At 68.4% G+C, this 20,022-nt stretch carries 19 protein-coding genes and 1 tRNA gene; 9 read left to right on the top strand and 11 right to left on the bottom strand.

The annotated features are described in order from the left end of the window. The first annotated feature begins 115 nt into the window (after positions 1 to 115). Positions 116 to 541: a thiol-disulfide oxidoreductase DCC family protein gene (locus tag A5646_RS13100; protein WP_066879087.1), complete on the top strand. Its 426-nt coding sequence runs from the start codon at positions 116 to 118 to the stop codon at positions 539 to 541. Positions 542 to 545: 4 nt separating this feature from the next. Here the strand turns inward: A5646_RS13100 and A5646_RS13095 are convergent, their stop codons facing one another. Together A5646_RS13095 and A5646_RS13090 are read right to left on the bottom strand one after the other, a co-directional pair. Further along, positions 546 to 872, bottom strand: coding sequence for a hypothetical protein (locus tag A5646_RS13095; RefSeq protein ID WP_067022029.1), 327 nt, complete (start codon positions 870 to 872; stop codon positions 546 to 548). An 88-nt stretch (positions 873 to 960) separates the two neighbouring features. After that, positions 961 to 1,044 (bottom strand) — tRNA-Leu (locus A5646_RS13090). A 94-nt stretch (positions 1,045 to 1,138) separates the two neighbouring features. Here A5646_RS13090 and A5646_RS13085 point away from each other — a divergent pair. Together A5646_RS13085 and A5646_RS13080 are read left to right on the top strand one after the other, a co-directional pair. Continuing rightward, positions 1,139 to 1,519, top strand: a complete 381-nt coding sequence (locus tag A5646_RS13085; protein ID WP_066867330.1) for a hypothetical protein — start codon at positions 1,139 to 1,141, stop codon at positions 1,517 to 1,519. Beyond that, a complete protein-coding gene (locus A5646_RS13080) occupies positions 1,516 to 1,866 on the top strand; it encodes a DUF3817 domain-containing protein (RefSeq protein WP_066867332.1) in 351 nt (116 codons plus the stop codon). The genes A5646_RS13085 and A5646_RS13080 overlap by 4 nt, the downstream gene beginning before the upstream one ends. 29 nt (positions 1,867 to 1,895) lie before the next feature. Here A5646_RS13080 and rdgB read toward each other — a convergent pair whose 3' ends face one another. Further along, positions 1,896 to 2,507: an RdgB/HAM1 family non-canonical purine NTP pyrophosphatase gene (gene rdgB / locus A5646_RS13075; protein WP_066879081.1), complete on the bottom strand. Its 612-nt coding sequence runs from the start codon at positions 2,505 to 2,507 to the stop codon at positions 1,896 to 1,898. Positions 2,508 to 2,642: 135 nt separating this feature from the next. Between rdgB and A5646_RS13070 the strand changes: the two genes are divergently transcribed. Together A5646_RS13070 and A5646_RS13065 are read left to right on the top strand one after the other, a co-directional pair. After that, on the top strand, positions 2,643 to 3,563 hold the full coding sequence (locus tag A5646_RS13070) for a serine hydrolase (protein WP_067022027.1): 921 nt from the start codon (positions 2,643 to 2,645) through the stop codon (positions 3,561 to 3,563). An 81-nt stretch (positions 3,564 to 3,644) separates the two neighbouring features. Continuing rightward, on the top strand, positions 3,645 to 4,088 hold the full coding sequence (locus tag A5646_RS13065; protein ID WP_066867338.1) for a nitroreductase family deazaflavin-dependent oxidoreductase: 444 nt from the start codon (positions 3,645 to 3,647) through the stop codon (positions 4,086 to 4,088). Between the two features lie 90 nt (positions 4,089 to 4,178). On the opposite strand, the gene rph is transcribed toward A5646_RS13065, so the two are convergent. The 7 genes from rph to clpS form a co-directional block, all read right to left on the bottom strand. Beyond that, positions 4,179 to 4,958: a ribonuclease PH gene (gene rph / locus A5646_RS13060; RefSeq protein ID WP_066867340.1), complete on the bottom strand. Its 780-nt coding sequence runs from the start codon at positions 4,956 to 4,958 to the stop codon at positions 4,179 to 4,181. Between the two features lie 33 nt (positions 4,959 to 4,991). After that, positions 4,992 to 5,774 (bottom strand): cyclic nucleotide-degrading phosphodiesterase, encoded by a 783-nt coding sequence (locus A5646_RS13055; RefSeq protein WP_066867342.1) that lies wholly within the window; start codon positions 5,772 to 5,774, stop codon positions 4,992 to 4,994. 72 nt (positions 5,775 to 5,846) lie between these two features. Next, on the bottom strand, positions 5,847 to 6,662 hold the full coding sequence (gene murI / locus A5646_RS13050; protein WP_066867344.1) for a glutamate racemase: 816 nt from the start codon (positions 6,660 to 6,662) through the stop codon (positions 5,847 to 5,849). Then, positions 6,659 to 7,342: a rhomboid family intramembrane serine protease gene (locus A5646_RS13045; protein ID WP_066867346.1), complete on the bottom strand. Its 684-nt coding sequence runs from the start codon at positions 7,340 to 7,342 to the stop codon at positions 6,659 to 6,661. The genes murI and A5646_RS13045 overlap by 4 nt, the downstream gene beginning before the upstream one ends. Positions 7,343 to 7,404: 62 nt before the next feature. Beyond that, positions 7,405 to 8,442 (bottom strand): P1 family peptidase, encoded by a 1,038-nt coding sequence (locus tag A5646_RS13040; protein WP_066867348.1) that lies wholly within the window; start codon positions 8,440 to 8,442, stop codon positions 7,405 to 7,407. A 16-nt stretch (positions 8,443 to 8,458) separates the two neighbouring features. Beyond that, complete coding sequence (locus A5646_RS13035) at positions 8,459 to 9,037, bottom strand: DUF2017 domain-containing protein (RefSeq protein WP_066867350.1); 579 nt, start codon at positions 9,035 to 9,037, stop codon at positions 8,459 to 8,461. Positions 9,038 to 9,061: 24 nt separating this feature from the next. Beyond that, positions 9,062 to 9,367, bottom strand: coding sequence for an ATP-dependent Clp protease adapter ClpS (clpS, locus tag A5646_RS13030; protein WP_066867352.1), 306 nt, complete (start codon positions 9,365 to 9,367; stop codon positions 9,062 to 9,064). A gap of 66 nt (positions 9,368 to 9,433) precedes the next feature. On the opposite strand from clpS, the gene A5646_RS13025 reads away from it, so the two are divergent. Beyond that, positions 9,434 to 10,753 (top strand): nicotinate phosphoribosyltransferase, encoded by a 1,320-nt coding sequence (locus A5646_RS13025; RefSeq protein WP_066879066.1) that lies wholly within the window; start codon positions 9,434 to 9,436, stop codon positions 10,751 to 10,753. Between the two features lie 11 nt (positions 10,754 to 10,764). Continuing rightward, on the top strand, positions 10,765 to 12,765 hold the full coding sequence (locus A5646_RS13020) for an ATP-dependent DNA helicase (protein ID WP_156765597.1): 2,001 nt from the start codon (positions 10,765 to 10,767) through the stop codon (positions 12,763 to 12,765). An 11-nt stretch (positions 12,766 to 12,776) separates the two neighbouring features. Here A5646_RS13020 and glgP read toward each other — a convergent pair whose 3' ends face one another. Continuing rightward, on the bottom strand, positions 12,777 to 15,437 hold the full coding sequence (glgP, locus tag A5646_RS13015; RefSeq protein WP_067022025.1) for an alpha-glucan family phosphorylase: 2,661 nt from the start codon (positions 15,435 to 15,437) through the stop codon (positions 12,777 to 12,779). Positions 15,438 to 15,664: 227 nt separating this feature from the next. Here glgP and A5646_RS13010 point away from each other — a divergent pair, with 227 nt between their 5' ends. Continuing rightward, entirely contained in the window at positions 15,665 to 17,779 is a 2,115-nt protein-coding gene (locus tag A5646_RS13010) for an alpha-1,4-glucan--maltose-1-phosphate maltosyltransferase (RefSeq protein WP_231998313.1), read from the top strand. A gap of 1 nt (position 17,780) precedes the next feature. Further along, entirely contained in the window at positions 17,781 to 19,976 is a 2,196-nt protein-coding gene (gene glgB, locus A5646_RS13005) for a 1,4-alpha-glucan branching protein GlgB (RefSeq protein WP_067022023.1), read from the top strand. Positions 19,977 to 20,022 lie beyond the last annotated feature (46 nt).

The following is a 20,022-nucleotide window of genomic DNA, read 5'->3' as shown; positions in this document are numbered from 1 at the left end:
TGCCGCGGATCACCGCCAGCCGGTCGCGACTTGGTACGTACAAACTAAGGGTTGCCTTACCATAGGTCAACCTTGGTCCCGGCCGCCGTCCGAGCCCGTCGGTAGCCTGGGAAACATGAGCGATGAGTCAGCGGCGCCGGTGCTGCTCTACGACGGAGTGTGCGGGGTGTGCAACCGCTCGGTGCGCACCATCCTGCGTCTCGATCCCACCGGCTCCCTGCGCTTTGCGGCCCTGGACAGCGTTTTCGGCAAAGCGATCATCGAGCGGCATCCCGAGATCGGAAACGTCGATTCGGTGGTCTTCGTCGACGACCCCGGCCGGCCCTCGGAACGGGTGGCCGTCCGATCCCGGGCCGTCCTGCGCGTGGTGGACTACCTCGGCGGACCATGGCGGGCGTTCACGATCGCCCGATTTGTCCCCGCTCCGCTGCTCGACCGGCTCTACGACAGGTTCGCCGCGATCCGCTATCGCGTCGGCGGCAAATACGACACTTGCCCGCTGCCGGCCCCGGAGGTACGCGCCCGCTTCGTGGCGGAGTGACCGGTTACTGGCCGACGTCGGAGGCCAGGTCCGCTTCGGATTCTCTGCGCTTCAACTCCGCGAGCTTGCGGTCCTCTTCGGCCGCTTGGCGGTGCTTGATCGCGGACCGGCGGTGCACGTCGGTATGGGGCACGCCCTGTTCGACGGTCCAGTCCTGCGTCCTGGCGACCCGCTCGTGCTGGAGTGCGGACTGCTCGAAGCTTCGCGCTGCGGACAGGCCCGCGCGGGCGGCGCGTTCGCGGGCGGCGGCGGCCCTGCGTTCGGCGCGCTCGACATCCTGTGCGGTGACGGCTCTTTCGCTTCGTGGCGGTGGTTCGGTTTCGGCGGGCATGGCGTCTCCCTAGTGTCCTGTGAGTTCCAGGTACCCCGCACAACGGGTTTGATGCCTGCACCGCGCAAGATTTCGTCTCGGTGTCCGGTGCGGGCGGAGGGACTCGAACCCTCAAGCTCTTTCGAGCAATGGCACCTAAAACCATCGCGTCTGCCAATTTCGCCACGCCCGCGGCTTGCCGATCGTATCGCTTGCGACGCCGCCGAGCCGTCGGCACGGGCTCGATGAATTCGTCGGGCCCAAATCGTGAGCGGTACGGTCAAGGGGTGTCCACTACGCATCGTCGCAGGCCCGCGCTCATCGCGCTGGTGATCGTCGCGGCGTGCGGCTGCCTGGCGCTGGGCTGGTGGCAGTGGACCAGGTTCAATTCCGTGTCCGGCTCCTTTCAGAACCTCGGCTATGCGTTGCAGTGGCCGCTGTTCGCGGGATTCTGCGTGTACGCGTACCGCAAATTCGTTCGCTATGAAGAGGAACCACCGCAGCCGCGCGGTACCGACGCGATGACGGAGATACCCGCCGGGCTGCTGCCCGAGCGCCCCAAGCCCGCCCCGCAGGCGCCCGACGATCCCGCGCTGCGGGAGTACAACACCTACCTGGCCGAGCTCGCCGCGCGAGACGCCGAACAACAGAAGAGGACAACCCCATGACCACACCGGAGACGCCCGGAGCGCCAGTTCCCGCGGTGCCCGTCGACAAAGTCCGCACCGCGTTGCTCGGCTACCGGGTCATGGCGTGGACGACCGGTCTGTGGCTGATCGCGCTGTGCTACGAGATCGTCTCGCACCTCGCCTTCGGCCACGAGATCCGGTGGATCGAAGTGGTGCACGGCTGGGTGTATTTCATCTACGTGCTGACCGCGTTCAATCTGGCGGTCAAGGTGCGCTGGCCGCTCGGCAAGACGGTGGGCGTGCTGCTGTCCGGGACCATCCCGCTGCTCGGCATCATCGTCGAGCACTTCCAGACCAGGGACGTCAAGGCGCGTTTCGGGCTGTAGGCCAGCGAGCCCCGCGGGCCCGCGGCGCCCTAGCCCCCGGACCGGGCCAGCGTTTCCAGCGCCGGCAACAGCAGTTGCAGCGCCCGACCGCGATGCGAGACCGCGTCCTTCTCCGCCGGGCTCAGCTCTGCGGCCGTGCGGTCGTGTCCGTTGGGAATGAACACCGGGTCGTAGCCGAAGCCGCCGTCGCCGCGCGGTTCGCGGGCGATGCTGCCGGGCCACTCGCCGCGGACGACAACCTCACCGGCGGCCGAGACGAGCGCGCAGGCCGACACGAACGCCGCACCGCGCCGTCCGTCGGGCACGTCGCGCAGTTGCGCCAACAGCAACGCGGTGTTGCCCGCGTCATCGCCGTGCCGACCGGACCACCGCGCCGACAGCACACCGGGCATGCCATTCAAGGCGGCGACCTCCAGCCCGGAATCGTCGGCCACGCTTGCCAACCCGCTCGCGGCGAAGGCATCCCGCGCCTTGGCCAACGCGTTGTCCTCGAACATCGCGCCCGTCTCCGGCGCCTCGTCGAACGGCGCCACATCGTCGAGTGACACCAGCGTCAAGCCGGTCAGACCGGCGGCGTCGAGCACCCGGCGCAACTCGGCCAGCTTCTTGGGATTGCGGCTGGCGACCAGCAGCCGGGTCACCTTGCACTGCCATACGTTTTAGCGCTGATCAACACCCTAGGCAGCGTAGCTGGACCGCAACATCTCACCCGGGCCTTGCATCAGCCCGCTGCCATGTTGTTATATGTTTATAACAACTCAACCCTCGAGGGTCGGATGGATTATCGAGTCGAAGAGGCCGTGAACGCCCATCGGATCACCAGGCTGTGTGTCATCCAGTCCGGAGAGACCGTGCTCGCCGTTGGGCCCCAAGACAAGCCGCTTCCGATTCATTCCATTCGCAAATCGATCGTCAGCGCCCTATTTGGTCGGCTGATTGTAAGCGGCGATGTGCAGTTGGATGCAACGCTGGCCGATTCCGGTATTGACGACTCGCCGTGTCTCACCGATCGAGAACGAACCGCGACTCTTCAACACCTTCTGACGTCAACCTCTGGTGTCTACCTGCCGTTGAACTACGGTGCCACCTACGACATTTTCCGCAACAGGCCGTCGGACTGGCCGCAACGCGACTCTGCTGTGCCGGGCGCGGAATTTCACTACAACAACTGGAATTTCAACGTCCTCGGCGAGATTTACCAGCGAGTGTCCGGAGTAGCGTTGTTCACCGCAATCGACGGCCTCCTGGCCCGCCCACTTGGCTTTCGCGATTGGAATCCGCTGCAGCACACGCGGTTGCGCTACGGCTACGACCCGCTGGGCGCGACACCCCGATACCCGAACCACGCCCTCCAACTATCCGCCCGTGACTTGGCCCGATTCGGGCAGCTTTATCTCAACGAAGGAACTTGGGGCGGCGACGAAATCGTGCCGCCCGACTGGGTGAGGGTGAGCACCGCGACTCGGGTCGAAACCGGCCTGCCCAGCCCGTTCGCGTCATACGGCTACCTGTGGTGGACTGCCAACGGCGGCGACGCGAATGCGCTGCCGCCCGGCAGCTACTCGGCGGTCGGGTTGTTCGGGCAGACCCTTTCGGTCATTCCCTCGCACCAGATGGTGGTCGTCGCGCAAGGAGAGGATCTTGGCACCAAGATGACACTCCCGGCCGACATCATCAAAGCTCTGCTCCTGCTATGACCGGTCTCGGCGACGCCGAAAACGTTTAACGCGACACACTCCATAAGGAATAGACAGGGCGACGAAGCAGCTGCGTCCAGAGTGAGTCACAAACCCGATACCAAGACGCTCAAGGCGCTCAACAACGACATCACCGACGAGTTTCGCGCCAATGCCGGCAAGGTCGGCGGGCGATTCGCGGGCAACGAGCTGTTACTGCTCACTACGACGGGCGCGAAGTCCGGCGAGCCGCGCGTCACGCCGCTGGTGGCCTTCCGCATCGAAGCCAGGCTGCTGATAGTCGCGGGTTATGGTGGCGCCGACGTCAACCCGGCGTGGGTGCACAACCTGCGGGCCAACCCGCGGGCGCGCGTTGAAGTCGCCACCGACTCGTTCGACGTCGTCGCGCACGAGCTCGACGCGTCCGAACGTGAGGCGATCATCCCCAAACTCAACGCGACCGTACCCGCGTTCGCGTTCTCGAACTACCAGTCAAAGACCACCCGCGTAATCCCGATATTCGAGCTGCAGAAGGACGAGGCATGACCGACCGCAAGGAGCCTCGCCGTGGTCGCGCTGTCGGCGGTGGTAAACTGCGCGGCAGTTAGGCCGAGTTCAGGCGACCATCAGGCACGGTCAGCTGCCGAACGCCTTCGGCGTCGGGGCCCCCTCGGGGAGCACACCGGGGTACGGCAGCGCCAGCGCCTCACGCTGCGCGGCGAACAGCTTGTCGCAGGCGGCCAGCGCGACGTCGAGCAACTTGTCCAGCGTCGACCGCGGGAAGGTCGCGCCCTCGCCGGTCCCCTGAACTTCCACCAGGGTCCCGGTGTCGGTGGCGACGACGTTCATGTCGACCTCGGCGCGGGAGTCCTCCTCATACGGCAGGTCGACCCGGATGCGGCCGTCGACGACGCCGACGCTGACCGCGGCGATCGCGCAGGACAGCGGCCGCGGGTCCGACAGCTTCCCCGCCGCGGCGAGATAGGTCACCGCATCGGACAACGCGACGAAGGCGCCCGTGATGGCCGCGGTGCGGGTGCCACCGTCGGCCTGCAAGACGTCGCAGTCGACGGCGATGGTGTTCTCGCCGAGCGCCGCCAGGTCGATGCAGGCGCGCAGCGACCGCCCGATCAGCCGGCTGATCTCCTGGGTGCGCCCGGACAGGCGGCCCTTCACCGCCTCGCGGTCCGAACGGGTGTGGGTGGCCGACGGCAACATCGCGTACTCGGCGGTCAGCCAACCCAGGCCCGACCCCTTGCGCCACCGCGGCACGCCCTCGGTCACGCTCGCCGTGCACATGACCTTGGTGTGGCCGAATTCGATCAATACCGAACCGGCGGGGTGGTCGGTGAAACCGCGGGTGATGACCACGGGCCGAAGCTCGTCGTCAAGGCGGCCGTCTTCTCGTCTCGTCACCCGGCAAGCCTAAGCCAACCCTAACGCGCCGACTCAGACCCTCTCGGAGCGGCGGATATCGAACGTCTCGCCGCAGACCACCGCGTGTACGGGACCGTCGAACTCGGCCTTGGCCTCGCTGATCACATCCTCGCGCGAGGTCCACGGCGGAATGTGCGTCAGCAGCAGTTCGTGAACGCCGGCCTCGGCCGCGGCCCGGCCGGCCTCGGTGCCCGACAGGTGCAGCGCGGGCGGCCGGTCCGGCGCGTGCGTCCACGAGGCCTCGCACAGAAAAACGTCGGCGCCGCGGGCCAGCTCGACAAGCTGATCGCAGCTGCCGGTGTCGCCGCTGTACACGAACGAGGCGCCGGAGGGATCGGTGATCTTCAGGCCGTAGGACTCCGTCGGATGGGCCACCACCCGCGGCGTCACCGTCAGCGCCCCGATGGTCACCGGCTCGCCGTCGACCCAATGGCGAACGTCGAAAATGTCCGAGCAGTCGTCGATCTCACCGCCATAGGGTGACGACGCCGCGCCCAGCCGCGACCAGGTGTCGCCCGGGCCGTAGAGCAACGCCTTGCCGAGCGGGCGCGTCGGGTGATAGCGCCGCCACACGAAAAGGCCGGGCAAATCCAGACAATGGTCGGCGTGCAAATGGGACAACAAGACGTGCACGGATCCGGGATCGGCATAGCGCTGCAGCGCGCCAAGAACGCCCCCGCCAAAGTCGATGACCAACGGCGGAGTGTCCGGTGCCCGGAGCAGATAACCCGACGCGGGCGAGTCCGGACCCACCACGCTGCCCGAGCAGCCGAGCACGGTTATTCGCACGGACACTACTGTGCCATGCCCGATAGGACCGTGACGAAAACATGGCCGCATTGGTGTGACGAGAATCTCGTCCGCAGGTCAATCAATGTGCACCTGCGCAACGGGCTGGACGCCGGTGACGGCCGGACCGAGGAAGCGCGCCGCCAAAGCGGTGAATGCTTCGGGGTCGCCGGTGGCTTCGAAGACCCGCGTCGCGGGCGCTGCGTCGTGCGGGCGAAGCAAGTCCCGCTCGGTCAGCACGCGCAGCACTTCCTTGGCCGTCTCCTCGGCGCTGGAGACCAGCGTCACGTTGTCACCCATCGCCAATTGGATGAGTCCGGACAGCAGTGGATAGTGCGTGCAGCCGAGCACCAGCGTGTCGACCTGCGCGCGCTGCAGCGGCTCCAGATAGCCCTCGGCCAAACCGAGCACCTGACGGCCGCTGGTCACCCCGCGCTCCACGAAATCGACGAAGCGTGGGCACGCCACCGCGGTGATCTCGGTGTCACGGGCGGCGGCGAACGCGTCCTGATAGGCGTGCGAGTTGATGGTGGCCTGGGTGCCGATGACGCCGATGCGCCCGCTGCGGGTGGTGGCGACCGCGCGGCGCACCGCGGGCAGGATCACCTCGACGACGGGAACGTCGTAGCGTTCGCGGGCGTCGCGCAGGCACGCGGCCGACGCCGTGTTGCAGGCGATGACCAACGCCTTGACGCCGCGGCCGACGAGGTCGTCCCCGATGGCCAAGGCGTGCGCGCGGACCTCGGGGATGGTCAGCGGCCCGTACGGACCGTGGCCCGTGTCGCCGACGTAGACGATGTCTTCGTCCGGCAGCTGGTCGATGATCGCGCGCGCGACGGTGAGTCCCCCGACACCGGAGTCGAAGACGCCGATGGGTGCCAGTGCCGAGCTCATGTCTTGGGCCGCGGCACGGTGGTGCCGGCTTTCCTGGACGTCCGGCCCTTACGTTCCGGGGCGGACAACCAATAGGCGGCCAGGATGCCGGCGATCGCTCCGCACAGGTGGCCCTGCCACGACACGCCCCCGCACCTGCCGAGCACCGGCATGGCCCCGAGCAGTACGCCGCCGTAGGCGAACATGACGACCAGCCCGATGATGATGTCGCGCATCCGGCGCACGAAGATCCCGAACACCAATAAGAAGGCCAGCCAGCCGAAGATCAAACCGGAGGCACCGATGTGGTCGGTGGGGCCGCAGCCGCTGCCGACGTCGCCGATGAGCCAGGTGCCGAAGCCACCGAGGATCCACACGATGGCGGTCGCCCAGACGAATCTGGACAGGCCGGCCAGCGTCATCAAAAATCCCAGGACCAGCAGCGGCACGGTGTTGGCCATCAGGTGCTGCCAGCTCGCGTGCAACACCGGGGCGAAGACGATGCCCCACAGGCCGTCGGCCTCCAGTGGGCGAATGCCGTTGGCGTCCAGCGAATGGCGGGTCAACTGGTCGATCAGCTCGACGAGGTAGAGCAGCACCACGAAGGTGAGGATCGTGGCGGCGCCGGCCGTCGCGGTGGACCGCTTCTTCGGCTGGGCTGCAGGCGCGCCGGGGCGTCCGGTGGGAGTCCTCTTACCCATGGCTGCCTTTCCAGCGTGTTTCCAGCATCGTCAAGGCTACCGGCGCCGCGGCCGGTCGCCTCTCATCGCCCGAAAGCGCCGGGCAGCACGTCGCGATAGCTCGGTATGCCGGCGATCGATTCGGCGGCCAGCACGCCACCCAGCACCGCTTGGGCCAGGCAATCGGCGGCGGCGATGCCGACCTCTGTGGCCAGCCGGGTCTCCGGCGAGAAGGCGGCGGGCGCGTCCGTCGCGGGCGGCACCTCGACCGCCCCGGTGGCCAGTACGAACACGGTGTCACCGTCGACCGGGGTGTGCGCCGGCCGGATGCTGCGGGCCAGGCCGTCGTGCGCGGCGATCGCCACCCGCCGGCACGCCGCCGCGCTCAGGGCGGCGTCGGTGGCCACCACCGCGATGACGGTGTTGAGCGGGTTGTCCACCGGATCCGACGGGGACGCCAAACCGGCGAGCGCGTCGACCTGCTCGGCCGGCGGCGGCCGCAGCCCGAATTCCTGAATCAGGTCCGTCATCCACGGCAGGCCGGTGCTCCGGTCGACGACCTCGCCGGCGGAGTTCACCACGGCGACCGCCCCGACGGTCACACCGGACGGCAGCGCCTTCGACGCGGTCCCGACGCCGCCTTTGAGCGCCCCGGCGCGCGCGCCCACCCCGGCGCCGACGGTCCCGACGGTCAACTCGGCGTCGGTGGCGGCAGCACAGGCCGCGTAACCGAACTCCGCCGTAGGGCGGCACCGCCAACCCCCGACCGGCAGATCGAAGATCACCGCTGCCGGCACGATCGGGACCACACCGCCGTCCATCGCCACGCCGCGCTCGTGTTCTTCCAGGAAGCGCATGACGCCGTCGGCGGCGGCCAGGCCGAAGGCGCTGCCCCCGGCGAGCAGCACCGCGTCGACGAACCGCACGGTGTTGGCCGGATCCAGCAGGTCGGTCTCGCGGGTGCCGGGCGCACCGCCGCGGCAGTCGACGGCGCCGACGGTTCCCGGCGGGGTGAGTATGACGGTGACGCCGCAGGCCCAGCCGGCGCCCAGCGACGCGTCGGGGTCCAGTCGTTGGTAGTGGCCGACGCGGATGCCCCCGACGTCGGTGATGGCGTTCACCGGTCGCCCGACGCGGTCATCGGGACCCCATGAGCACCAGGACCAGGTACTCCTGCAGCACGGTCAGCCACTGGTAGACGTCGAAGTGCACGGCCAGCGGATGGTCGGCGGGCAGGCGCTCCGGGCCGTCGGGTCCCACCTCGAGCATGACTCCCAGCGTCAGCCGGATGTCGTTGACCGCTGCGATCCAGCAGTTCGCGTCGTCCTCGGTGAGCTCGAAGCGGCCGCCGTCGTCGGGAACCGTGCTCAGCAACCGCTGTGCGGCAACGCGTTTGGCGTCGACGATGCCGGGCTCGTGCAGGCTGCGCAGGGCGGCGTTCAGGCTGTCCGCGGCCTCGGACGGCTCGGTGTCATCGTCGGGCCGATAGAAATCGGGCAGCAGCCGACGCAACGTGGGATCTTTCGGCGGTTCGGCGTTGCCCGTCTTGATCCCGGTGATCTCCTCGAGTTCGTCTGCCGGCGAAGCGGATTCGCGCTCGTCGAGCAGGCCGATCATCGCCGTGGCCAGATTCTTGAGCAGGGCGGCCTCGTGCGAGGCCAGCGACGACCGAAAACGGGGACCGTCAGCGGTCTCGACCCGCTTCCATTTGCGCACCGGGAATCGCCAGCGCCTCGACCGTCAGCGGTCCTGCTGCATCGTCGCCCACAGACCGGCGGCGTGCAGCTTGGACACATCGACTTCCATGGACTCCCGGCTGCCGGCGGACACCACGGCCTTGCCCTCGTTGTGCACCTGCAGCATCAGCTTGGTGGCGTGCGGCTCGCTGTAGCCGAACAGCTTCTGGAACACATAGGTCACGTAGGTCATCAAATTGACCGGGTCGTCCCAGACGATCGTGACCCACGGGCTCGCCGTGGCCTCTACCGGAGCGGACTCTCGTTGTCCTGTAGTGCCCGGCTTAGTGGGCGCTGACATAACAACCATGGCCTACACGATACCGAGGGTTGGACGACGTTTCCGAGACCCGAGGGCAGCCGATACCGTTATGGGATGAACGACCCGGTCGTTACTGGGCTGCTGACCGACAAGTACGAGTTGACGATGCTGGCGGCGGCGCTGCGCGACGGCAGCGCCGATCGACGGACCACATTCGAGCTTTTCGCACGCCGGCTTCCCCAAGGACGTCGTTACGGCGTGGTCGCCGGCACCGGCCGGCTGCTCGAGGCGCTGCCCCAGTTCACCTTCGACGACCAGGCGTGCCAGTCGCTGGGGCAGTTCCTCGACCCAGATACGTTGCGCTACTTGCGCGAATTTCGGTTCGGCGGCGACATCGACGGCTACGCCGAGGGCGAGCTGTACTTCCCCGGATCCCCGGTGCTGTCGGTGAGCGGGACGTTCGCCGAATGCGTGGTGCTCGAGACGCTGGCGCTGTCGATTTTCAATCACGACACCGCCGTCGCCTCGGCCGCGGCGCGGATGGTGAGCGCGGCCAGGGGACGCCCGCTCATCGAGATGGGGTCGCGGCGAACCCACGAGCAGGCGGCGGTCGCCGCGGCCCGCGCGGCCTACATCGCCGGCTTCGACGGCTCCTCGAACCTGGAGGCGCAGCGCTGCTACGGAATACCCGCCGAGGGCACCTCCGCGCACGCGTTCACCATGCTGCATGCGCGCGCCGACTCACCCACGGAATCGACCGAACTGGCGGCGTTTCGGGCACAGGTCGACGCGCTCGGCGTGGACACCACCTTGCTGGTGGACACCTATGACGTGACGACCGGGGTGGCCAATGCCGTCGCCGCCGCCGGTACGGGGCTCGGCGCGGTGCGCATCGACTCCGGCGAGCTGGGCGTGCTGGCCCGTCAGGTCCGCCGGCAGCTCGACGAGCTGGGCGCCACCCGGACCCGCATCGTGGTCTCCGGTGACCTCGACGAGTTCTCCATCGCGGCCCTGGCCGCCGAACCGGTGGACAGTTACGGCGTGGGCACGTCGCTGGTGACCGGCTCGGGCGCCCCGACCGCGAACATGGTCTACAAACTCGTCGAGGTGGACGGCATGCCGGTGCAAAAGCGCAGCAGCCACAAGGAATCTCACGGCGGACACAAGGAGGCGCTGCGGCTGTCCCGCGACTCCGGCACCATCATCGAGGAGGTGGTGTATCCGGCCGGACAGCAGCCCGCCGTCTCCGAACCGGCCCGGGTGCTGACCGTCCCGCTGGTGCGCGGTGGCGAGCTGGTGTCCAAACCGAACCTCGCGGCGGCGCGCGAGCTGGTAACTTCCGGGCTGCGCAGTCTGCCGTGGGAGGGATTGAATTTGTCGCATGGCGATCCCGCGGTCACCACGACGCAGATTCCCGACCAGCGAAGAGGGTAGCCACGTCCGACGTGTCCGTGTCCGAGCTGCTGGCCGCCGCCGTGGCCGCGCTCGGCGGCAGTGAACGCAGCGGCCAACAGGAGATGGCCGCCGCGGTGGCGCGGGCCTTCGCCACCGAGGAGCACCTGGTGGTGCAGGCCGGCACCGGTACCGGCAAGTCGCTCGCGTATCTGGTGCCCGCGCTCGTGCACGCCCTCGAGGACGACTCCCCCGTCGTCGTGTCCACGGCCACGATCGCTCTGCAGCGCCAGCTCGTCGACCGCGATCTACCCCGGCTGGTCGACGCGCTGGCCGATGCGCTGCCGCGCCGCCCACAGTTCGCGTTGCTCAAGGGGCGGCGAAACTATCTGTGCCTGAACAAGATTCACAACGGCGCGGCCGCCGACGGCGAGGATGCCGACGACCGGCCGCAGGAGGAACTGTTCAACCCGATGGCCGTCAGCGCCCTGGGCCGCGACGTGCAACGGCTCACCGAGTGGGCGTCGAGCACCGAATCCGGTGACCGCGACGACCTCAAGCCCGGCGTGCCGGACCGATCCTGGTCGCAGGTCAGCGTGTCCGCGCGGGAATGCCTCGGCGTGGCGCGCTGCCCTTTCGGTACCGAGTGCTTCTCCGAACGCGCGCGCGGTCGTGCTGGTCAGGCCGATATCGTCGTCACCAACCACGCGCTGCTGGCCATCGACGCGGTGGCCGAATCGGCGGTCCTGCCCGAGCACGCGCTGCTGGTCGTCGACGAGGCGCACGAGTTGGTCGACCGGGTGACGTCGGTGGCCACCGCGGAGCTGACGTCGGCCGCCCTCGGGGTGACCGCCCGGCGGATCGCCCGCCTGGTGGAGCCGGAACTGATCCAGCGCCTGGAGGCGGCGACGGCCAACTTCGCCTCGGTCATCCACGACGGCACGCCGGGCCGCATCGATCGCCTCGACGAGGAGTTGGCGACCTATCTGACGGCACTGCGCGACGTGACGACGGCGGCGCGCTCGGCGATCGAGCGCACGAACGACCCGAAGGCGGCGTCGGCGCGCGCCGAAGCCGTTGCGGCGCTGAGCGAGATATCGGACACCGCGTCGCGCGTGCTCACATCCTTCGGCCCGGCCATCCCCGACCGCACCGACGTGGTGTGGCTGGAGCACGAGGAGATCAGGGGCGCGGCGCGCCCGGTGCTGCGGGTGGCCCCGCTGTCGGTCGCGGGGCTGCTGCGGTCCCGGGTGTTCTCGCGTTCGACGGTCGTGCTCACGTCGGCCACGCTGACCATCGGCGGCTCGTTCGACGCCATGGCCACGGCGTGGGGGCTGACCGGTGCGGACGGCGACGCGAGGTGGCGTGGCCTGGATGTGGGTTCGCCGTTCCAGCACGCCAAAGCCGGAATCCTGTATGTGGCCGCGCACCTGCCGCCACCGGGACGCGACGGCACCGGATCGGCCGAGCAGCTGAGCGAAATCGCCGAACTCATCACCGCCGCCGACGGGCGCACCCTGGGGCTGTTCTCGTCGATGCGGGCGGCCCGTGCCGCCGCCGAGGCCATGCGCGGCCGGCTGTCGACGCCGGTGCTGTGTCAGGGCGACGACAGCACCTCGGCGCTCGTCGAGCAGTTCAGCGCCGACCCCCAGACCTCGCTGTTCGGCACCCTGTCGCTGTGGCAGGGCGTCGACGTGCCCGGGCCGTCGCTGTCGCTGGTGCTGATCGACCGCATCCCGTTTCCCCGGCCCGACGACCCCCTGCTGGGCGCGCGGCAGCGCGCGGTCGCGGCGCGCGGCGGCAACGGCTTCATGGCCGTCGCGGCCAGTCATGCGGCGCTGCTGCTGGCGCAGGGGTCGGGGCGGCTGCTGCGCCGCGTCACCGATCGGGGCGTGGTCGCGGTGCTCGACTCGCGCATGGTCACCGCCGGCTACGGCGGCTACCTGCGGGCGTCGCTTCCGCCGTTCTGGCAGACCACCAACGGCGAGCAGGTGCGCCAGGCGCTGCAGCGGCTGCGCACCGCGCCCGCGGCCGAGCAGGGCCTGTCGGCCTGACCCGCTTCCGGCTAGCGGGCCAGGGTGACCAGCCCGAGCTCGTTGCTGGCCGCCAGCATCGGATGGCGGGGCAGCACGCGCACGGTGTAGCCGACCGATCCCGCCAGCGGCAGCGGCGTTGTCGTCGAGAACACCTGGTTGCCGCCCTCGGCGGTGCCGGCGTAGGACATCTCGACGGTGACGGGCTCCAGCAGTGCGTCGCTGGCGTCGACGCGGCCGACCACCGCCTGGACGGTGACCTCGTCAGGCGCGAGCCCGGCCAGCTGGACGGTGGCGGTCAGGGTCAGCTTGGAGCCGAGCACCGGGCTGTCCGGCAGTCCGGTGCTGTCGACGTCGGTGATGACGATCTTGGGCCAGGCCTCCTGGGCGCGCGTGCGGTAGGCGGCCAGCTCACGGGCCGCGCCGAACTCGCCGCCGCTCGCCGCATCCTCGGCGCCCTCGACGGGCGCGATCGTCTTGCGCAGCGACTGCGCCGCGGGCGTGTAGTACTGCTCGACGTAGTCGCGCACCATGCGCGACGCCAACACCTTGGGACCGAGCGTTTGCACCGTGTGACGCACCATTTCGATCCAGCGGGGCGGCACACCGTGTTCGTCGCGTTCGTAGAACTTCGGTGCGACGGTTTCTTCCAGCAGCGTGTAGAGCCCGCTGGACTCCAGGTCGTCGCGCCGCGCCTCGTCGGTCACGCCGTCGGCGGACGGTATCTCCCAACCGTTTTCGCCGTCGTACCATTCGTCCCACCAGCCGTCGCGGATGGACAGGTTCAGCCCGCCGTTGAGCGCGCTCTTCATTCCCGAAGTGCCGCAAGCCTCCAGCGGCCGCAGCGGATTGTTCAGCCACACGTCGCAGCCCCAATACAACAGCCGCGCCATCGACATGTCGTAGTCGGGCAGGAAGGCGATGCGGTGGCGCACCTCGGGCCGGTCGGCGAAGCGCACCACCTGCTGGATCAACGCCTTTCCGCCGTCGTCGGCGGGGTGGGATTTACCGGCCACGATCAGCTGGATCGGTCGTTCGGAGTCGAGCAGCAGCTGTTCCAGCCGAGCCGGATCGCGCAGCATCAGCGTCAGCCGCTTGTAGGTCGGCACCCGTCGTGCGAAGCCGATGGTCAACACCTCCGGATCGAATGCGGTTGCGATCCAACCCAATTCGGCGTCCGAGGCACCCCGTTCCAGCCAGGAGCGACGCAGCCGCTGCCGGACGTCGTCGACCAGCAGGGACCTCAGCTGCGAGCGGATCCACCACAGGTGCCCCGCGTCGACTTGCTTGAGCCGCAGCCAAACCCCCGGATCGCTGAACGAATCCGACCCGGCCAGCTCGCGACCCAGCTGCAGCCACTGCGGCGCCGCCCAGGTGCGTGCATGAACTCCGTTGGTGATCGAGCCGATCGGCACCTCGCTGGCGTCGAAGCCGGGCCACAGCTCGTTGAACATGGACCGGCTCACCCGGCCGTGCAACGACGAGACGCCGTTGGCGCGCTGGGCCAGCCGCAAACCCATGTGGGCCATGTTGAATTTGGTGGGGTCGTCCTCGGCGCCGAGCGCCAGGATGCGAGCGGTCGGCACCCCCGGCAGCAACGCGGGCGCACCGGTCGCATCCGATCTCGCGGCCTTGTCACCGGATTTCGCGCCGTCGCCCGCGTGGTCGTCGAAGTACAGCCGCACCATCTCGATGGGAAACCTGTCGATGCCGGCGGGCACCGGGGTGTGGGTGGTGAACACCGTGCTGGAGCGCACCACCGTCAGCGCGGTGTCGAAGTCCAATCCCGAGCCGGTCATCAGTTCACGAATGCGTTCGGCTCCCAGGAAACCCGCGTGGCCCTCGTTCATGTGGAACACCTCCGGCGCGGGCAGGCCGTGAATGCCGGTGAAGGCGCGGATCGCCCGTACCCCACCGATGCCGGCGAGGATCTCTTGGCGCATCCGGTGTTCCTGGTCGCCCCCGTACAGGCGGTCGGTGACGCCGCGCAGGTCGTGCTCGTTCTCGGGGACATCGGAATCGAGTAGCAGCAGCGGAACCCGGCCCACCTGGGCGACCCAGATCCGCGCGTGCAGCTGCGCGGAGTCCGGCAGCATCAGCTCGACCAGCGCCGGCTCGCCGGTCGCGTCGGTCAGCAGCCGCAACGGCAGGCCCTGCGGATCCAACGACGGGTAGGTCTCGTTCTGCCAGCCGTCGGCGGTCAAGGACTGCCGGAAATACCCGGACCGGTAGTAGAGGCCCACCGCCACCAGCGGCACGCCCAGATCGGATGCGGACTTCAGGTGGTCGCCGGCCAGGATTCCCAAGCCACCGGAGTAGTTGGGCAGCACCTCGGCGATGCCGAATTCCATCGAGAAGTACGCGATGGCGGCCGGCATCTCGGCGCCCTGCTCCTGCCGCTGCTGGTACCACAGCGGGCGGCTCAGATAGTCGTTGAGATCGGCGGTCAGCTCGTCGAGCCGGCGCAGGAAGGCTTCATCGAGCGCCAACTCATCGAGCCGCGCCGGTTTGACCGCGCCCAGCAACGCCACCGGATCGCTGCCGCACCGCTCCCACAGGTCAGAGTCGATGGTCGCGAAAAGCTCCTGAGTGGGCTTGTCCCACGACCATCGCAGGTTGGTCGACAGTTGGTCCAGCGCGGTCAGACGCTCCGGAAGGTGAGCACGGACGGTAAACCGGCGGAGGGCTCTCACGCGTCCCTACCTTACTGAGGTTCCCGGCCCGTGCACGGCGACCGGACGCACCGCATTTCCCCGGCGGTGTGTGACCGGAGACTAGGGTGGGTATCGGGTAGTAATCGGGGTCGCAACGATGCTTCCCTGCCCAGAAATTTTCCCCACGACAGGAAGTTTCCCGACGAGCGGCATTCCGCACGGAGCACATCGCGGGCATGGCCGCAAACAATCGGAACGGAGTGCTGGTGCCCGGTCGTGTCGAGATCGATAACGTCCAACCGGTCGTTTCCTGTGGCGCGTATCCCGCGAAAGCCGTGGTCGGCGAAGTCGTCCCGGTCAGCGCCGCGGTATGGCGAGAAGGCCACGAGGCAGTCGCGGCGACCTTGGTCGTGCGCTACCTCGGCCCCGGCTACCCGCAGGTGAGCGAGACCCGCCGGATCAAGGCCGCTGCGGCCCCGACCAAGCCGGCGACCCAGCGCGACGGCAAGGTCGACCAGCAACGGATCAAACCGCTACTGCTGCCGATGACGATGGGTCCGGAACCCTACGTGTTCCACGGTCAGTTCACCCCCGATCAGGTCGGGCTGTGGACCTTCCGGGTCGACGGGTGGGGCGACCCGATCCACTCGTGGCGGCACGGGCTGGTCGCCAAGCTGGACGCCGGCCAGGGTGAGACCGAGTTGTCCAACGACCTTCTGGTCGGCGCGGGGCTCTTCGAACGCGCGGCGACGGGCGTGCCGCGGGCACTGCGCGAGCCGCTGCTGGCCGCCGCCGCCGCGCTGCGCGAGCCGGGCGACCCGGTCACCCGCACCGCGCTGGCGCTGGGCCCCGAGATCGAGGAAATCCTGGCCGACTACCCGCTGCGCGATCTGGTCACCCGCGGCGAGCAGTACGGCGTCTGGGTGGACCGGCCGCTGGCCCGGTTCGGCTCCTGGTATGAGATGTTTCCCCGCTCGACCGGTGGGTGGGACGCCGACGGCAACCCCGTGCACGGCACGTTCGCCACGGCGGCCGCCCAGCTTCCCCGCATCGCGGCGATGGGCTTCGACGTCGTCTACCTGCCGCCGATCCACCCGATCGGCAAGGTACATCGCAAGGGGCGCAACAACTCCCCGACCGCGGCGCCCGGAGACGTGGGCTCCCCCTGGGCGATCGGCAGCGACGAGGGCGGACATGACGCCGTGCACCCGGATTTGGGGACCATAGAGGACTTCGACGCCTTCGTCGCCGCCACCCGCGAGTTGGGCATGGAGGTCGCGCTGGACCTGGCGCTGCAGTGCGCACCGGATCATCCGTGGGCGCGCGATCACCGCAACTGGTTCACCGAATTGCCGGACGGCACAATCGCTTACGCGGAGAACCCGCCGAAGAAATACCAGGACATCTATCCGATCAACTTCGACAACGACCCCGCCGGCCTCTACGACGAGGTGTTGCGCGTGGTCCGGCACTGGATGGACCACGGCGTCAAGTTCTTCCGCGTCGACAACCCGCACACCAAGCCGCCAGACTTCTGGGCCTGGCTGATCGCCACGGTCAAGGGCATCGACCCCGATGTGCTGTTCCTGTCGGAGGCCTTCACGCCCCCGGCCCGCCAGTACGGCCTGGCCAAGCTCGGGTTTACGCAGTCCTACAGCTATTTCACCTGGCGCACGGCAAAGCAGGAGCTCACTGAGTTTGGCGAGGCCATCGCCGCCGCGGCAGACTTCCGGCGCCCCAACCTGTTTGTCAACACCCCGGACATCCTGCACGCCATCCTGCAGCACAACGGACCCGGCATGTTCGCGATCCGAGCGGTGCTGGCGGCGACCATGGGTCCGGCGTGGGGGGTGTACTCCGGCTACGAACTGTTCGAACATCGCGCGGTGCGGGAGGGCAGCGAGGAGTACCTGGACTCCGAGAAGTATGAGTTGCGGCCCCGCGATTTCGCCGCCGCGCTGGCCGAGGGGCGATCGCTGGAGCCATTCATCACGCAGCTCAACGCGATTCGCCGACTGCACCCCGCGCTGGAGCAACTGCGCACGATTCATTTCCATAACGTCGACAACGATGCGCTGCTCGCCTATTCCAAGTTCGATCCGGTGACCGGCGACTGCGTCCTGGTGGTGGTGACGCTCAACGCGTTCGGCGCCGAGGAGGCGACGCTGTTTTTAGATATGGAGGCTCTGGGTATGGAGCCCTACGAGCGTTTTTGGGTGCGCGACGAGATCACCGGCCAGGAATTCCAGTGGGGCCAAGCCAATTACGTTCGCATCGATCCCGGGCAGGCGGTTGCGCACATCATCAACATGCCGCTCATACCGCACGACGCGCGGGGGATCCTGCTGCGCAGGCCACCAAACGGACCGGAGGGATTGTGACATGAGCAAAACCGACCAACTCGCCGGGGCGCTTCTGGCACCCGACCCTGCCGACCTCTCGCGCCTGATCGGGGGCACGCATTACAATCCGCACAGCATTCTCGGGGCGCACGAGTACGCCGACCACACCGTCATTCGGGCGTACCGGCCGCACGCGATCGAAGTCGTCGCACTCGTCGGCGACGATCGGTTCCCGATGCAGCACATCGAATCCGGGCTTTTCGCGGTCGCGCTGCCGTTCGTCAACCTGATCGACTATCGGTTGCAGATCACCTATGAGGGGGCGGAGCCGTACGTCGTCGCCGACGCCTACCGCTTCTTGCCGACCCTGGGCGAGGTCGACCTCCACCTGTTCGGGGAGGGACGCCACGAGCGGCTCTGGGAAGTACTGGGCGCGCATCCGCGCTCGTTCACCACGGCCGACGGCGTGGTCAACGGGGTGTCGTTCGCGGTATGGGCGCCGAATGCCAAGGGCGTCAATCTGATCGGTGAGTTCAACGGCTGGACCGGTAGCGAAGCCCCGATGCGGGTGTTGGGCTCATCGGGGGTCTGGGAACTGTTCTGGCCCGGCTTTCCCGTCGAGGGGCTGTACAAGTTCCGGGTGCACGGGGCCGACGACGTCGTGACCGAGCGCGCCGACCCGATGGCGTTCGCCACCGAGGTGCCGCCGCACACCGCATCCCGGGTGACGCGCAGCAGCTACACGTGGGAAGACGCCGACTGGATGGCCGAGCGCGCGCGGCGCAACCCGGTGTTCGAACCGATGAGCACCTACGAGGTGCACCTGGGTTCCTGGCGCCCCGGACTGAACTACCGCCAGTTGGCCCGCGAGCTGACGGATTACGTTGTGGAACACGGGTTCACCCACGTCGAGCTGCTACCGGTCGCCGAGCATCCCTTCGCCGGATCGTGGGGCTACCAGGTGACGTCGTACTACGCGCCGACATCGCGGTTCGGCACCCCCGACGAATTCCGGGCCCTGGTCGACGCCTTACACCAGGCCGGCATCGGCGTGCTGGTGGACTGGGTGCCGGCGCACTTTCCCAAGGACGCCTGGGCGCTGGGCCGCTTCGACGGCACGCCGCTCTACGAGCACTCCGACCCCAAGCGGGGCGAGCAACTCGACTGGGGCACCTACGTATTCGACTTCGGCCGTCGCGAGGTGCGTAACTTCCTGGTGGCCAACGCGCTGTTCTGGCTCGAGGAGTTCCACATCGACGGCCTGCGGGTGGACGCGGTCGCCTCGATGCTCTACCTGGACTACTCCCGCCCCGAAGGGGGCTGGACCCCGAACATCTACGGCGGCCGGGAGAACTTGGAGGCGGTGCAGTTCCTGCAGGAGATGAACGCCACGGTGCACAAGACCGCCCCGGGCATCGTCACCATCGCCGAGGAGTCCACCTCGTGGCCCGGCGTGACGCGGCCAACAAACCTTGGCGGCCTGGGCTTTTCGATGAAGTGGAACATGGGCTGGATGCACGACACGCTCGACTACATCAGCCGCGATCCCATCTACCGCAGCTACCACCACCACGAGATGACGTTCTCGATGCTCTATGCGTTCAGCGAGAATTACGTGCTGCCGATCAGCCATGACGAGGTGGTACACGGCAAGGGCACGCTGTGGGGCCGCATGCCGGGCAACAACCACGTCAAGGCGGCCGGGCTGCGCAGCTTGCTCGCCTACCAGTGGGCGCACCCGGGCAAGCAATTGTTGTTCATGGGACAGGAATTCGGGCAGCGCGCCGAGTGGTCCGAGGAGCGCGGCCTGGATTGGTGGCAGCTCGACGAGCAGGGGTTCTCCAACGGGGTGCTGCGCCTGGTCCGCGACCTCAACGACATCTACCGCACTCACCCGGCGCTGTGGAGCCAGGACACCGTGCCAGACGGCTACTCCTGGATCGACGCCAACGACTCGGGCAACAACGTGCTGAGCTTCCTGCGGTACGGCAAGGACGGCTCGGTGATGGCTTGCGTGTTCAACTTCGCGGGCGCCGAGCACGGCGGATACCGATTGGGCCTGCCCTCGGCAGGCCGGTGGCGCGAGGTGCTCAACACCGACGCGACGGCCTACAACGGTACGGGGATCGGCAACATGGGCGGGGTGGACGCCACGGACGACCCCTGGCACGGCCGGCCGGCCTCGGCACTGCTGGTGCTGCCGCCCACGTCGGCGCTGTGGCTGGCCCCCGAGTAAACCTCAGTACAGCGCGTTGGCGAGGTTGCGCCGCCCGGCGACGACC

This window comes from Mycobacterium sp. 1245499.0 (genome assembly GCF_001673615.1).
GTDB classification, from domain to species: domain Bacteria; phylum Actinomycetota; class Actinomycetes; order Mycobacteriales; family Mycobacteriaceae; genus Mycobacterium; species Mycobacterium europaeum_A.
This window is presented reverse-complemented; position numbering and strand designations above follow the sequence as displayed.

Coding starts and splice junctions, on each gene's coding strand:
- A5646_RS13100 (WP_066879087.1), top strand. CDS start 116: ATGAGCGATGAGTCAGCGGCGCCGGTGCTGCTCTACGACGGAGTGTGC.
- A5646_RS13095 (WP_067022029.1), bottom strand. CDS start 872: ATGCCCGCCGAAACCGAACCACCGCCACGAAGCGAAAGAGCCGTCACC.
- A5646_RS13080 (WP_066867332.1), top strand. CDS start 1,516: ATGACCACACCGGAGACGCCCGGAGCGCCAGTTCCCGCGGTGCCCGTC.
- A5646_RS13070 (WP_067022027.1), top strand. CDS start 2,643: ATGGATTATCGAGTCGAAGAGGCCGTGAACGCCCATCGGATCACCAGG.
- murI (WP_066867344.1), bottom strand. CDS start 6,662: ATGAGCTCGGCACTGGCACCCATCGGCGTCTTCGACTCCGGTGTCGGG.
- A5646_RS13045 (WP_066867346.1), bottom strand. CDS start 7,342: ATGGGTAAGAGGACTCCCACCGGACGCCCCGGCGCGCCTGCAGCCCAG.
- clpS (WP_066867352.1), bottom strand. CDS start 9,367: ATGGTTGTTATGTCAGCGCCCACTAAGCCGGGCACTACAGGACAACGA.
- A5646_RS13025 (WP_066879066.1), top strand. CDS start 9,434: ATGAACGACCCGGTCGTTACTGGGCTGCTGACCGACAAGTACGAGTTG.
- glgB (WP_067022023.1), top strand. CDS start 17,781: ATGAGCAAAACCGACCAACTCGCCGGGGCGCTTCTGGCACCCGACCCT.